Here is a 13932-nt window from a genome sequence, read left to right as displayed (position 1 = left end):
AGGCGTCCCGCAAGGGAATGCGCCATTATAGCCAATCGACCGGTGGCGTCCGGATGACGATCGGCCGATAATCGTTCCGGATGCCCGGCCGTTGAATCATCGGCCGTGGTACGTGGAATCGGTGTCGGTGGTTGAGGCGCTGTCGCCGGTCGAACGCGAAGCATGGGGCTCGGGTGAGCGCTAAAGCGCCAACTCGGGGTCGAACGCGAAGCATGGGGCTCGGGTGAGCGCTAAAGCGCCAACTCGGGGTCGACCGCGAAGCATGGGACCCGAGTAAGCGCTAAAGCGCTAACTCGGGTCGACAGGAGTTGGCATGGAAGAGGCGAAGCACTTCATCGCGGGCGAATGGACGTTACCCGCGCAACTGGAAACCATCGCGGTCGTCGATCCGTCCGACGGCCAGCCGTTCGCGTCGATCGCCCGCGGCACGGCGCCCGACATCGAGCGCGCGGTCGCCGCGGCCCGCGACGCATTCGCAGGCCCGTGGGGCGCCGCCAGCGCCGCCGAGCGCGGCCGCGTACTGATGCGGCTGTCGGCGCGTGCCGCCGCCTCGATCGAGGAACTCGCCGCGATCGAAGCGCGCGACACCGGCAAGCCGCTGAAACAGGCACGCGCCGACGCAGCCGCGCTCGCGCGCTACTTCGAGTTCTACGCAGGCGCCGCCGACAAGCTGCACGGCGAAACCCTCCCCTATCAAGCCGGCTACACGGTGCTGACGGTGCGCGAGCCGCACGGCGTCACGGGCCACATCGTGCCGTGGAACTACCCGATGCAGATCTTCGGGCGCAGCGTCGGCGCCGCGCTCGCGGCCGGCAACGCCTGCGTCGTCAAGCCTGCCGAGGATGCGTGCCTGTCGTTGCTGCGCGTCGCCGAGCTGGCCGTCGAGGCCGGGTTGCCGGCCGGTGCGCTGAACATCGTCACCGGCTACGGCCATGAAGCCGGCGCCGCGCTCGCACGCCATCCCGGCATCGACCACATCTCGTTCACGGGATCGCCGGCCACCGGCAAGCTGGTCACACAGATGGCGGCCGAGAACCACGTCCCCGTCACGCTCGAACTCGGCGGCAAGTCGCCGCAGATCGTGTTCGCCGACGCCGATCTCGAAGCGGCGCTGCCCGTGCTCGTGTCCGCGATCGTGCAGAACGGCGGGCAGACCTGCTCGGCCGGCAGCCGCGTGCTGATCGAGCGTGCGGTGTACGAGCCGCTCGTCGAGCGGCTCGCCACCGCGTTCAACGAGCTGCGCGTCGGCCCGAGCCGCGCCGACCTCGACTGCGGCCCGCTGATCAACGCGAAACAGCAGCAGCGCGTGTGGGATTTCCTGTCCGACGCGCAGCACGACGGCATTCCGATGGCCGCGCACGGGCAGGTCGTCGCCGACGCACCCGAAAGCGGCTTCTACCAGGCGCCCGCGCTGTTGCGCGACGTGCCGCCGTCGCACCGGCTCGCGCAGGAGGAAGTGTTCGGCCCCGTGCTCGCCGCGATGCGTTTCGTCGACGAGGACGAAGCCGTCGCGCTGGCGAACGGCACGCCGTACGGCCTCGTCGCGGGCATCTGGACGCGCGACGGCGCGCGCCAGATGCGTCTTGCGCGGCGCCTGCGGGCGGGCCAGGTGTTCATCAACAACTACGGCGCGGGCGGCGGCGTCGAGCTGCCGTTCGGCGGCGTCGGCCACTCGGGGCATGGCCGCGAGAAAGGCTTCGAGGCACTGTACGGCTTCACCACGCTGAAGACGATCGCGATCCGGCACGGCTGACCGCGCCGCAGGCAGTACGTGGCACGCGGCCGGCAGCGCCCGGCCGCGTGCCGAAGCACGACGACACTCATATCCAGCACAGGAGACACACCATGCGGTTGAGCGGCAAGACGGCAATCGTCACGGGCGGCGGCTCGGGGTTCGGCGAAGGCATCGCGAAGACCTATGCGCGCGAAGGCGCAAACGTCGTCGTCAACGACCTGAACGGCGCGGCAGCCGAGCGCGTCGCGAGCGAGATCGCGCTCGCGGGCGGCAAGGCCATCGCGGTGGCCGGCGACGTGTCGAGGCAGGACGACTGGCACGCGCTGCTGCAGGCCGCGCTCGACGATTTCCACGCAGTGCAGATCGTCGTGAACAATGCGGGCACCACGCACCGCAACAAGCCGGTGCTCGACGTGACGGAAGCCGAATTCGACCGCGTGTACGCGGTCAACATGAAGAGCCTGTTCTGGTGTGTGCAGACCTTCGTGCCGTACTTTCGCGAACAGGGCGGCGGCGTGTTCGTGAACGTCGCGTCGACGGCCGGCGTGCGGCCGCGCCCCGGCCTCGTCTGGTACAACAGCACGAAGGGCGCGATGATCACCGCAAGCAAGTCGCTCGCGGCCGAACTCGGCGCCGACCGCATCCGCGTGAACTGCATCAACCCCGTGCTCGGCGAAACGGCATTGATGACCGAATTCATGGGCTGCGAGGATACCCCCGAGAACCGCAGCCGGTTCCTCGCGACGATCCCGCTCGGCCGCTTCTCGACGCCGCAGGACATCGCGAACGCGGCGCTTTACCTTGCCTCCGACGAAGCTGAATTCATCACGGGCGTTTGTCTCGAAGTCGACGGCGGACGCTGCATCTAGCCGCACCGGGCTGTTCGCGCGCCGCGCCGGGGTTCACCGGCCGGCACGACATCCACGCATTGCTTCGCACGAAACCGGATCGGGTGCCGCAGCGCCTTCCGGCCAACTACAAGGACAGGAGACAACATGGCAACATCGACGCAGTCGCTGCCGGGCTCGTCCGGCGCATTCGAGGAAACAACCTACCGCAAGGTGTCGTGGCGGCTCGTGCCGCTCCTGCTGCTGTGCTACGTGGTCGCGTATCTCGACCGCGTGAACGTCGGGTTCGCGAAGCTGCAGATGGCGAGCGACCTGAACCTCAGCGACACCGTCTACGGGCTCGGCGCCGGGATCTTCTTCTTCGGCTACTTCCTCTTCGAAGTGCCGAGCAACATCATCCTGCACAAGGTCGGCGCGCGCGTGTGGATCGCGCGGATCATGGCGACGTGGGGCGTGATCTCGATCCTGACGATGTTCGTCACAACGCCCGCGATGTTCTACGTGATGCGCTTCCTGCTCGGCGTCGCCGAGGCCGGCTTCTTCCCAGGCGTGATCCTCTACCTCACCTACTGGTATCCCGCACACCGGCGCGGCCGGATGACGACGTTCTTCATGACCGCCGTCGCGTTGTCCGGCGTGATCGGCGGGCCGCTCTCGGGCTTCATCCTGAAGGCGTTCGACGGCATCAGCGGGTGGCACGGCTGGCAATGGCTGTTCCTGCTCGAGGGTATCCCGTCGGTGCTGGTCGGCGTGGTCGTGTTCCTCAAGCTGGACGAGCGGATCGAGAAGGCCAACTGGCTGACCGACGACGAAAAGGCGCTGCTCGCGCGCAACGTCGCTGCTGAAGAAGCCACCAAGGAAGACCCGCCGCTCGGCGCCGTGATGTCGAGCCCGCGCGTGTGGCTGATGGCGCTGATCTACTTCTCGTTCGTGATGGGGCTCTACGGGGTCGGCTTCTGGCTGCCGACCATCATCAAGGCCACCGGTGTGACCGACACGTTCACGATCGGCCTGCTGTCGGCGATTCCGTATGCGGCCGCGGTGGTCGCGATGATCCTGATCGCGCGCAGCGCGGACCGGCACCGCGAACGCCGCTGGCACGTCGCGATTCCGGCCGCGATCGGCGCGCTCGGGCTCGTGCTGTCGGTAATCTGGGCGCACCAGACCGCGCTCGCGATGCTCGGCCTCACGCTCGCGACGATCGGCATCCTGACGACGCTGCCGCTGTTCTGGAGCCTGCCGACCGCGTTCCTCGGCGGTACGGCGGCCGCGGCCGGCATCGCGATGATCAACTCGATCGGCAACCTCGCCGGCTTCCTCAGCCCGTACATGATGGGCTGGCTCAAGCAGGCAACAGGCGCCAACGATTCGGGCATGTACATGCTCGCCGGGTTCCTCGTGCTCGGCGGGCTGCTGGCGCTGTCGGTGCCGAAGCGGCTGGTCGACAAGTGACGCAAGGAGCCCACCCGCATGCACCATCGAATCGTCCAGGCGGCCGGCCACCGTGTGCTGGTCCCCGACCCCGCCGCTGGCCTGGTCCAGCGCGAAAGCGATGCGCTCGACCTCGTCGCGCTCGCGCACGAACATGAAGCCGACTGGGTCGCGGTGCCCGCGGACGCGCTGCACGACGACTTCTACCGGCTCGAAAGCGGGCTGGCGGGCGCCGTGCTGCAGAAACTCGTCAACTACGGCGTCCGGCTCGGCGTGGTCGGTGATATCGACCACTGGCTCGCGCGCAGCGAAGCGCTTCGCGCGCTCGTACGCGAGTCCAATCGCGGGCAATCGGTGTGGTTCGTCATCAGCGAGGACGACCTGCTGCGCAAGCTCGGCGCGTGACGTGTCGTCCGGCCCCCCCCGGACGAAAAAAAGCCCCGAATGCCGGAAAGGCCTTCGGGGCTTTTTTGCGCGGGGTGTACGAGCCGCCTGCAGCAGGCGGCCCGAGTGACCGGCATCAGACCACGGTAATCGCCAGCGCGCTTTCGCGGTAATGCTTCGCAGCCTTGTCGGTTTCGCCGAGATGCTCGAACAGCCGCGCGAGCGCGCGATGCGCACGCACCTTCAGCGCCTCGTTGTCGGCCAGCTTCAGTGCCGATTCGAGGAACGACTGCGCCTTGCCCCACAGCTGCTGTTGCTGGCACAGGCGACCGAGCGCGAACAGCAGGTCGGCATCCTCCGGGTGATCCTTCTTCCACCCTTCCGCCTTCTGGATCAACGGCAGCGCATCCGCGCCGGCCGTATCCGGATAACGGCGCAGCAGGCGCGCATCCCAGTTGTGCGCGAGCGCGTCCTCGACGATGCGGCGCGCTTCGTTGCGACGCTCGAGCGGCACGAGCAGCTCTGCGGCGAGATCGGCGAGACGCGGCGACTGGCGCTCGACCGGCGACAGCGACTGCCATACCTCGAGCAGCGCGTCCGGGTCGTGCCGGCGTTCGCGCAGCAGGTTTTCCGCGGCCTGCTGGCGCAGCCGCACGGCCGCCGCCGGATGCAGCGCCTCGCGCTTCTCGAGCGCCTTCGCGAGCTTCAGCACCTCGGCCCAGTTCTTCAACTGCTGCTGCGCGCGCAGCGCGACCTGCTGCGCATGGATGCGCTTGCCGCCCGCCTGCAGGTCGGCCAGCGCGGCAAGCGCGCCGTCGGCATCACGCGCATCCGCGCGCATGTCGGCCGCGGCGAGCAGCCGTGCATCCTGCCATTCCGGCGCGTCGACCTTCGACAGCCAGTCGTCGCGGCGCGTGTACTCGTGCATCCGGTGCGCGGCGGTGGCCCCGACGAGACTCGCCGCGCCCAGGTTCGCATCGACCGACAGCGCTTCACGCGCGGCCTTCTCCGCACGCGAGAAGCGGCCCGCGTACAGGTTCGCGATCGCGTCGCGCAGCGATGCCTGTGCCTTCTCGTTGCGCGAGCGCGCCCGATACGCGGCGACCCGCTGCGGCATGCGCCAGATGTTGCGCACGATGCGCAGCAGCGCATACACGACGATGAACAGCACGACGATGGCGATCACGAACAGGTTCAGCGACACGTCGACCCGGTACGGCGGATAGACGAGCAGCACCTGCCCGGCGTCGAAGCGGCCGACGGTGGCGAGCGCAGCGGCGATCGCGAACAGGACCGCGAGCCAGACGATTCCTCGAAGCGTCATCGTTACCCCCGGCTCTTGAACTGCTGAACGGCGTTCAGGCTCGTATTCAGGTTCGGCACCGCAACCGTCAGCGATGCGCCGTCAACCTGCTTGAGCAGATCCTCGACGGTCTGCGTGTCCTTCGATGCCTGGTCGAAATACTTCCCGAGCGACGCCTGTGCGGCGTGCAGGTCGGCCTTCATCGCGCTGTCGTTGCGCGCGAGCAGCGACAGGCGGGCGGTCAAGAGGCGCAGCTTCACGTTCTCGCGCACGAAGTAGCCCTGGTCGGGCGACGCGAGCATCGCGTCCGCGTTGTCGATGCGGCGCACCTGCACGAGCCCCTTCAACTGCTGGCCGAGGCCGGCCGAGAAGTCATGCCACCACACCTTCCAGCGCGGCTCGCCGGCCACGGCCGACGACGCGGCGTCGGCCGGCGCGGCCTTCGGCGCCTCGTGCGGGACGATCGCCTCGCCGGACAGCGGCAGCGCGTCGATCTTCGCGATCGCATCGTCGAGCTTGATCGCGAGGCCGGTGAGGTCGGCCGCCGGTGCGGCCTTCAGCTTCTCGATGTCCAGCGCGAGCGCCTTGCGGACCGTGACCGCCTGCGCGCTCTGCGACGTCGCGAGGCGCGCGTCGGCGTTCTGCAGCGCGATCAGCGCGAGCTGCGTGTTGCCGGTCAGCTGAAGCTGCTGGCTCGCGCTCGACAGCATCTGGTCGACCTCCTCGAGCATCCACGCATCGCGGTTGCGCGACAGGTCCTGGTATTGCTGCTGCAGCGCCTGCTGCGCGCTCTGCGCGTCGGCGAGCTTGCCGTCGAGCTGCGCGAGCTGCGTGTCGACCTGGTGCGTGCTCGCGAGCGCCTGCTCGGTCTTCATGCGCGTCTCGGCCGTCTGCGCATCGAGCGCCTTCTGGCGCGTGACGAACGTGCCGTCGAGCCGGTCGATCTTGCGGTTCAGCGCGTAGCCGCCGACGCCCGCCGCGCAGCCGAGCACGACGACGACGAACCACAGCACCGCGCTGCCGCCGCGGCGCGCGGGCGGTTCGGCGCCCATGTAGGCGGGGCGTGACGGCGGTGCGGATGCAGCGGCCGGCTGGGAAGCGACGCTTTTGGAATCGTTGGTATCTGTCATGCGTTTAGTCACCGGTGCGGCTGTCGCCGGTTGGACGGCCTCCTCGGCCATCGTTCGAAACGCGCGGACGATGCGCTCATCGCCCGCGCCGGTCAGCGTAATCCTATCAAAACCCAATGAACGCGCGGTCTGCTCGATCCGCGGATGCGGCGTCACGAGCGGCGCGTGCTTCAGCGCGTGGATCTCGGCATCGTTCAGGTGCGCCCGCGCGAGTTCGTGCAGGTTGCGCACGCCTTCCGAGCTCGTGACGAGCCACGCATGCGGTTCGCCGTGAAGCAGCGCATGCACGCGCTCCCACGCGCCGACGCGCGGCTCGGGCACGACGCGCCGATAGGCGGCGACGAGCGTGACGTCCGCGCCAGCCTCGCGCAATCGTTCGGCGAGCCATTCGCGACCGCCGTCGCCGCGCACGATCAGCACGCGCTTGCCCGCCAGCGCCTGCGCGCCCCCGAACGCGGCCTCGATGCACGCGAACAGGCTTTCCGAATCGTAGTGAGGTACGCCACCGTCGGCCGGTGCCTGCGGCGCGATCACGCGATGCGCGGGCGCCGCGATACCGTGACGCTCGAGCGCGGCGACGCTGCCGGGCCCCACCACGCCGACCGGCAGCGCGTTCGGCCAGATCGCGCCGTACTGCGCGAGCGCGCGGTCGATCGCGTTCGGCGAAACGAAAATCACCAGCGCGTAGTCGGCGAGCGCCGCGAATGCCGCGTCGAGCGGTGCGGGATCGTCGACCGGCGCAATGTCGATCAACGGAAATTCGAGCACGTCGCAGCCGGCCTCGGCCAGTTGCGACGCCAGCGCGCCGGACTGGCCGTCCGGGCGCGTCAGGACAGCGGTGAACGCGCGCGTGCCGCCCGCCATCAGGCGTCGCCCTTGCCGGCGGCCTGCGAGCCCGCGAGCAGCGCCCGGACGATGTCGAGCGCACCTTGCGCCTCGAGCTCGTCGGACACGGCGCGGCCGAGCGCGAGCGCATCGGCGACGGTCACGACGGCCCCGCATTCCTCGGCCGTCAGCACGCGCTTGCCGTCGGTCGTCGACACGCGGCCCGTCAGGTACAGCTCGCCCGCGCGCCACACCGCGTGCGCGGCGAGCGGCACCTCGCAGCTGCCGCCGAGCGCGCGCGACACCATCCGCTCGGCCTCGACCGCGAGCGCGGTCTGCGGGTCGTGCAGCGGTGCGAGCCATGCGGCGACGTCGTCGCGGTGCGATGCGATCTCGATGCCGAGTGCGCCCTGGCCCGCGGCGGGCGGGCTCGCCTCGACGTCGAGCAGCGCGCGGATCCGCGCTTCGAGGCCGAGGCGCTTCAGGCCGGCGGCCGCGAGGATGATCGCCGCGTAGTCGCCGCGATCGAGCTTCGCGAGGCGCGTGTCGAGGTTGCCGCGCAGCGGCAGCACGTCCAGGTGCGGGTAGCGCGAGCGCAGCATCGCCTCGCGGCGCAGGCTCGACGTGCCCACCACGGCGCCGGCCGGCAGCGCGTCGAGCGACGCGTAGTCGTTCGACACGAATGCATCGCGCGGATCTTCGCGTTCCATGATCGCGGCGAGCGAGAAGCCGTCGGGCAGCGCCATCGGCACGTCCTTCAGCGAATGCACGGCGAGATCGGCGCGGCCGTCGGCCAGCGCGGCCTCCAGTTCCTTCACGAACAGGCCCTTGCCGCCGACTTTCGACAGCGTGCGATCGAGAATCTGGTCGCCGCGCGTCGTCATCCCGAGGATTTTCACGTCACAAGCTGGATATAATTTGCGCAGCGCATCACTCACATGTTCGGCTTGCCACATCGCCAGGCGGCTTTCGCGCGAAGCAATCGTCAACGTCGCGGGCGACTGTGCCTGTTGCGGCCCGGCCGCGGGGGTCTCGGAATTCATTGCTGGAACATCGAAGGACGGGATTGAAGATCGAACAATGGTAGCACGCACGCCCCTGCCCGCCCGGGCCTGGAGCCTGCGCCCGGCCTGCCGCCGAGCGGGTCGCGGCGCCGATGCGCGGATGTGCCGCACGTAGCTGGTTGCTTGACCGCAGTTTCGCAGTTTCCGCAGTTCCTTTTGACTCGAGCTTTCCCAAGGAAACCCATCGTGAAGTCTTCCGGATCGGCGCGTACGGCGCGCCGCAATGCTGCCCTGTCCTCCTCCGACGCCTCGACGGACACCGTCGCCACCGCCGCGAACGGCCGTGCGAAAACGGCAACGAAACCGAAAGACCCGATACGTCAGACAAAACGCGCGACGAAAGCCGCCGGCCCGGCTGCCCGCACCGCGGCCCGCACGGCCGGTGCACCGAAGTCCGGCACGCGCACGCGCGACGACAAGGACGGCCCGCTGTTCGAAGACATCCGCTTCCTCGGCCGCCTGCTCGGCGACGTCGTGCGCGAGCAGGAAGGCGACACCGTGTTCGACGTCGTCGAGACGATCCGCCAGACCGCGGTCAAGTTCCGCCGCGAGGACGACAGCGAAGCCGCGCAGACGCTCGAGAAGAAGCTGCGCAAGCTGACGCCGGAGCAGACGGTGAGCGTCGTGCGCGCGTTCAGCTATTTCTCGCACCTCGCGAACATCGCGGAAGACCGCCACCACAACCGCCGCCGCCGCATCCATGCGCTGGCCGGCTCCGCGTCGCAGCCCGGCACGGTCGCGTACGCGCTCGAACAACTGAAGACGACCGGCAACGCGTCGAAGCGCCTGCTGCAGCGCTTCTTCGACGATGCGCTGATCGTGCCGGTGCTGACCGCGCACCCGACCGAGGTGCAGCGCAAGAGCATCCTCGACGCGCAGCACGACATCGCGCGCCTGCTCGCCGAACGCGACCAGGAACTGACGAGCCGCGAGCGCCAGCACAACGAAGCGATGCTGCGCGCGCGCGTCACCGCGCTGTGGCAGACCCGCATGCTGCGCGACTCGCGCCTGACGGTCGGCGACGAGATCGAGAACGCGCTGTCGTACTACCGCGCGACGTTCCTCGACGAACTGCCCGCGCTGTACGGCGACATCGAGGCCGCGCTCGCCGAGCACGGCCTGTCCGCGCGCGTACCCGCGTTCTTCCAGATGGGCAGCTGGATCGGCGGCGACCGCGACGGCAACCCGAACGTGACCGCGCCGACGCTCGACGAAGCGATCAACCGCCAGGCCGCGGTGATCCTCGAGCACTATCTCGAACAAGTGCACAAGCTTGGCGCCGAGCTGTCGGTGTCGAACCTGCTCGTCGGTGCGAACGACGCGGTGAAGGCGCTCGCGGCAGCTTCGCCCGACCAGTCGCCGCACCGCGTCGACGAACCGTATCGCCGCGCGCTGATCGGCATCTACACGCGCCTTGCCGCCAGCGCACGCGTGCGTCTCGGCGAAGGCACGGTGCCGGTGCGCAGCGCGGGCCGCGGCGCGCCGCCCGTGCGGGCGGTCCCGTACGCGGATTCCGAAGCGTTCGTCGCCGACCTGAAGGTGCTGACCGCGTCGCTCGACGAACATCACGGCACGTCGCTCGCCGCGCCGCGCCTCGCGCCGCTCGTACGCGCGGCCGAAGTGTTCGGCTTCCATCTCGCGAGCATCGACCTGCGCCAGAGCTCCGACATCCACGAAGCCGTGGTCGCCGAACTGTTCGCCCGCGCGGGCGTCGAGGCCGACTACGCGGCGCTCGCCGAGGAAGACAAGCTGCGCGTGCTGCTCGCCGCCCTCGCCGATCCGCGTCCGCTGCGCTCGCCGTATTTCGAATACTCGGCGCTCGCGCAGAGCGAGCTCGGCGTGTTCGAGAAGGCGCGCGAAGTCCGCGCGCAATTCGGCGCACGTGCGGTACGCAACTACATCATTTCGCATACGGAAACCGTCAGCGACCTCGTCGAAGTGCTGCTGCTGCAGAAAGAGACGGGCCTGCTCGAAGGCGCGCTCGGCGTCCCGGGCGGCGATGCGAAGAACAGCCTGATGGTGATCCCGCTGTTCGAGACGATTCCCGACCTGCGCGACGCCGCGCGCATCATGCGCGAGTACTTCGCACTGCCGGGTATCGACGCGCTGATCGCACACCAGGGCGCCGAGCAGGAAGTGATGCTCGGCTATTCGGACAGCAACAAGGACGGCGGCTTCCTGACGTCGAACTGGGAGCTGTATCGTGCGGAGCTCGCGCTCGTCGACCTGTTCCGCGACCGCAAGATCACGCTGCGGCTGTTCCACGGCCGCGGCGGCACGGTCGGCCGTGGCGGCGGCCCGACCTACCAGGCGATCCTGTCGCAGCCGCCGGGCACGGTGAACGGCCAGATCCGCCTGACCGAACAGGGCGAGGTGATCGCGAGCAAGTTCGCGAACCCGGAGATCGGCCGCCGCAACCTCGAGACGGTCGTCGCCGCAACGCTCGAGGCGACGCTCCTGCCGCAGAACAACGCGCCCGCGCAGTTGCCGGCGTTCGAGGCCGCGATGCAGACGCTGTCCGATGCGGCGATGGCCGCGTACCGCGCGCTCGTCTACGAAACCCCGGGCTTCACCGACTATTTCTTCTCGTCGACGCCGATCACCGAGATCGCCGAGCTGAACATCGGCAGCCGCCCGGCGTCGCGCAAGCTGCAGGATCCGAAGCAGCGCAAGATCGAGGACCTGCGCGCGATTCCGTGGGGCTTCTCGTGGGGCCAGTGCCGGCTGCTGCTGACGGGCTGGTACGGCTTCGGCAGCGCGGTGAGCGCGTATCTCGACGGCGCGCCGGACGACGCCGAGCGCACGAAGCGCGTCGCGCTGCTGAAGAAGATGAACAAGACCTGGCCGTTCTTCTCGAACCTGCTGTCGAACATGGACATGGTGCTCGCGAAGACCGACCTCGCGGTCGCGTCGCGCTACGCGCAGCTCGTTTCCGACCGCAAGCTGCGCAAGCACGTGTTCGAGCGGATCGTCGCGGAATGGGAGCGCACGTCGCAAGCGCTGGCGGAAATCACCGGGCACGAAGGCCGCCTCGCGACCAACCCGCTGCTCGCGCGCTCGATCAAGAACCGCTTCCCGTATCTCGATCCGCTGAACCACCTGCAGGTCGAGCTGATCAAGCGCCACCGTGCGGGCGACACGAACGCGCGGCTGCGCCGCGGGATTCACCTGACGATCAACGGGATCGCGGCCGGCCTGCGCAACACGGGCTGATCCGCGTGCGGCACGGTGTGATTCCCGCGCCGACTGACGTCTAGAAAGCCGCGATACGCGATGATGCGTATCGCGGCTTTTTTCATGCGCCGGCGAAGCCGTGCCGGCGCACCTCGCGCTCAGTGCGCGTCGATCAGCAACGCGTCGTGTTCGAACGAACCGTCGGGCTGCACCGCGTAGTAGCCGCGCACCTCGTCAGGCGCATGCGCCCACAGCGCGCGGATGCCGGTGACGCTGTCGGCCGGCGTGCGGATGCGTGCGACCCACGTATCGAAATCGATCGGCAGCCGCCAGCGGCTGTGCACGTGCGCGTCGAAGCCGGCTTCGCGGAACATCGCGAGCCATTCGTCCGCCCGGTAGTCGCGCACGTGCGACGCGTCGCGCAGCACTTCCGCGGCCTGCAGGTACGTATCGAGAAGCGGATGGTCGTTGCCGGCGATATCGATCATCAACACGCGGCCGCCCGGTTTCAGCACGCGGCGCACCTCGGCAAGCGCCGCGCGCATGTCGTGCCAGTGGTGCGCGCTCATCCGGCTCACGACCCAGTCGAACGTCGCCGTCTCGAACGGCAGTCGCTCGGCCGGCCCCTGCTGCGTACGGATGTTCGCGAGCCCGCGTTCGCGCGCGGCGGCGTCGACGGTCGCGAGCATCTGCGCGGCGAGATCGTAGGCGATCACGTCGCGCACGTGCGGCGCGACGGCGAAGCTGGCATGGCCCGCGCCGCAGCCGAGATCGAGCACCGCGGCGTCGGGCGTGGCGCGCACCGCATCGGCGAGCGTCTGCAGATCGGCACCCGTCGCGTGGACCGTGCTCGTCAGATAGGCGGCGGCCGTCGTGCCGAATGCGTCGGCGACCTGGTCGTGGTGTTTCATCGTTCGCTCCTTTGTACCGTTGCCGGCGCGACAGGCGCCTCAGCGCCTGCTCCGGCCCCATGCAACGCGTTTTGTGGGACGCTCGCTGCCCTGCCAGCGTGCGAGCCGCTACAATAGGCCTGCGTTTGTACCAGTACAAGTTAAGCAGTTATTCTGGTATTCGATACACCTGTCTGACCGTTGCCGCGCCTCCGTTCCCATTTCGCCGTTTCCGCATGAACCACCCGTCCTCCGCTCCCGTCCCGCCGCTCGACGCCTCGCCCGCCCGCGCACTCGGCGAATTCATCCGCGCCCACCGCGAGCGGCTGTCGCCGCAGGCCGTCGGCCTGCCGCCCGGCCCGCGCCGCCGCACGCCGGGGCTGCGGCGCGAGGAAGTCGCGCAACTGTGCGGCGTCAGCCCGACCTGGTACACGTGGATCGAACAGGGCCGCCCGGTGTCGGCGTCCGCCGACGCGCTCGCGCGGATCGCCGTCGCGCTGCAACTGTCGAAAGCCGAGCGCGCCTACCTGTTCGAGCTGGCCGCGCAGCGCGACCCGGCCGAGCCCGACGTCGCGGCCGGCGACCTGCCGCCGACGCTCGCCGCGACCGTCACGGCCATCGCGACGCCCGCGTACGTGCTCGACCGGCAATGGAACGCCCTCGCATGGAACGCGCCGGCCGCCGCGCTCTTCTCCGGCTGGCTCGACGGCGAGCACGACCGCAACCTGCTGCGCTTCACGTTCATGTCGCCGGCCGCGCGCACGCTGATCGTCGACTGGGAAACCCGCGCGCGGCGGCTCGCGGCCGAATTCCGCGCCGATTCGATCCGTCACCTGACCGATGCGCCGACGCGCGCACTGATCGACGCGTTGACCGCCGGCAGCGACGCGTTCGCGCAGTACTGGGCATCGCAGGACGTGTTCGAACGCGAAGGCGGCCTGCGCGAATTCGACCATCCGGCCGACGGCCGCCTCGTGTACCAGCAGATCACGCTGAAGCCCGCGCACCGCGAGGACCTGAAGCTGGTCGTGCTGGTGCGCGACTGAACGGGCCGGCCTGCGCCGGCCACGGTCGGCAGGCCGCCGCGAACGGCGGCGCGCCGCGGCGGGCAGGCCCGCGAATGTTAGAATCGCGGGATTCCTCGGCGG

10 protein-coding genes are annotated in these 13932 nt (G+C 69.3%); 6 read left to right on the top strand and 4 right to left on the bottom strand.

Features of this window, described 5'->3' with window-relative positions:
• Nucleotides 1–313: 313 nt before the first annotated feature.
• The 4 genes from CFB34_RS28040 to CFB34_RS28025 all read left to right on the top strand — a co-directional run bounded on the left by CFB34_RS28040 (nucleotide 314) and on the right by CFB34_RS28025 (nucleotide 4419).
• The gene (locus tag CFB34_RS28040) at nucleotides 314–1753 is read left to right on the top strand and encodes an aldehyde dehydrogenase family protein (protein WP_089440780.1); all 1440 of its coding nucleotides are present in this window, start codon (nucleotides 314–316) and stop codon (nucleotides 1751–1753) included.
• Between the two features lie 92 nt (nucleotides 1754–1845).
• Entirely contained in the window at nucleotides 1846–2604 is a 759-nt protein-coding gene (locus CFB34_RS28035; protein ID WP_069248588.1) for an SDR family oxidoreductase, read from the top strand.
• 126 nt (nucleotides 2605–2730) lie between these two features.
• Nucleotides 2731–4035 (top strand): MFS transporter, encoded by a 1305-nt coding sequence (locus CFB34_RS28030; RefSeq protein WP_089440781.1) that lies wholly within the window; start codon nucleotides 2731–2733, stop codon nucleotides 4033–4035.
• A gap of 18 nt (nucleotides 4036–4053) precedes the next feature.
• Nucleotides 4054–4419 carry a DUF4180 domain-containing protein gene (locus tag CFB34_RS28025; protein WP_089440782.1) on the top strand — a complete coding sequence of 122 codons (366 nt, stop codon included), beginning with the start codon at nucleotides 4054–4056 and terminating at the stop codon, nucleotides 4417–4419.
• Nucleotides 4420–4534: 115 nt separating this feature from the next.
• Here the strand turns inward: CFB34_RS28025 and CFB34_RS28020 are convergent, their stop codons facing one another.
• The 3 genes from CFB34_RS28020 to hemC are packed head-to-tail and all read right to left on the bottom strand — an operon-like array spanning nucleotide 4535 to nucleotide 8699.
• Nucleotides 4535–5722: a heme biosynthesis protein HemY gene (locus tag CFB34_RS28020; RefSeq protein WP_089440783.1), complete on the bottom strand. Its 1188-nt coding sequence runs from the start codon at nucleotides 5720–5722 to the stop codon at nucleotides 4535–4537.
• Nucleotides 5723–5724: 2 nt separating this feature from the next.
• Nucleotides 5725–7695: a fused uroporphyrinogen-III synthase HemD/membrane protein HemX gene (hemDX, locus tag CFB34_RS28015; protein ID WP_089440784.1), complete on the bottom strand. Its 1971-nt coding sequence runs from the start codon at nucleotides 7693–7695 to the stop codon at nucleotides 5725–5727.
• Complete coding sequence (hemC, locus tag CFB34_RS28010; RefSeq protein WP_089440785.1) at nucleotides 7695–8699, bottom strand: hydroxymethylbilane synthase; 1005 nt, start codon at nucleotides 8697–8699, stop codon at nucleotides 7695–7697. Before hemC ends, hemDX begins: the two co-directional genes overlap by 1 nt.
• Before the next feature lie 207 nt (nucleotides 8700–8906).
• Here hemC and ppc point away from each other — a divergent pair, with 207 nt between their 5' ends.
• A complete protein-coding gene (gene ppc / locus CFB34_RS28005; protein WP_089440786.1) occupies nucleotides 8907–11933 on the top strand; it encodes a phosphoenolpyruvate carboxylase in 3027 nt (1008 codons plus the stop codon).
• Nucleotides 11934–12052: 119 nt separating this feature from the next.
• On the opposite strand, the gene CFB34_RS28000 is transcribed toward ppc, so the two are convergent.
• Nucleotides 12053–12805 carry a class I SAM-dependent methyltransferase gene (locus CFB34_RS28000; protein WP_089440787.1) on the bottom strand — a complete coding sequence of 251 codons (753 nt, stop codon included), beginning with the start codon at nucleotides 12803–12805 and terminating at the stop codon, nucleotides 12053–12055.
• Between the two features lie 215 nt (nucleotides 12806–13020).
• On the opposite strand from CFB34_RS28000, the gene CFB34_RS27995 reads away from it, so the two are divergent.
• Nucleotides 13021–13830 carry a helix-turn-helix transcriptional regulator gene (locus CFB34_RS27995; protein WP_089440788.1) on the top strand — a complete coding sequence of 270 codons (810 nt, stop codon included), beginning with the start codon at nucleotides 13021–13023 and terminating at the stop codon, nucleotides 13828–13830.
• The last annotated feature ends 102 nt before the right edge of the window (nucleotides 13831–13932 follow it).

It is taken from the genome of Burkholderia sp. HI4860 (assembly GCF_002223045.2).
GTDB lineage: Bacteria > Pseudomonadota > Gammaproteobacteria > Burkholderiales > Burkholderiaceae > Burkholderia.
The sequence above is the reverse complement of the archived record's forward strand: the minus strand, read 5'-3'. Positions and strand labels throughout refer to the sequence as shown.

Coding starts and splice junctions, on each gene's coding strand:
- hemDX (WP_089440784.1), bottom strand. CDS start 7,695: ATGGCGGGCGGCACGCGCGCGTTCACCGCTGTCCTGACGCGCCCGGAC.
- CFB34_RS28025 (WP_089440782.1), top strand. CDS start 4,054: ATGCACCATCGAATCGTCCAGGCGGCCGGCCACCGTGTGCTGGTCCCC.
- CFB34_RS27995 (WP_089440788.1), top strand. CDS start 13,021: ATGAACCACCCGTCCTCCGCTCCCGTCCCGCCGCTCGACGCCTCGCCC.
- CFB34_RS28020 (WP_089440783.1), bottom strand. CDS start 5,722: ATGACGCTTCGAGGAATCGTCTGGCTCGCGGTCCTGTTCGCGATCGCC.
- hemC (WP_089440785.1), bottom strand. CDS start 8,699: ATGAATTCCGAGACCCCCGCGGCCGGGCCGCAACAGGCACAGTCGCCC.
- CFB34_RS28035 (WP_069248588.1), top strand. CDS start 1,846: ATGCGGTTGAGCGGCAAGACGGCAATCGTCACGGGCGGCGGCTCGGGG.
- CFB34_RS28040 (WP_089440780.1), top strand. CDS start 314: ATGGAAGAGGCGAAGCACTTCATCGCGGGCGAATGGACGTTACCCGCG.
- CFB34_RS28030 (WP_089440781.1), top strand. CDS start 2,731: ATGGCAACATCGACGCAGTCGCTGCCGGGCTCGTCCGGCGCATTCGAG.
- CFB34_RS28000 (WP_089440787.1), bottom strand. CDS start 12,805: ATGAAACACCACGACCAGGTCGCCGACGCATTCGGCACGACGGCCGCC.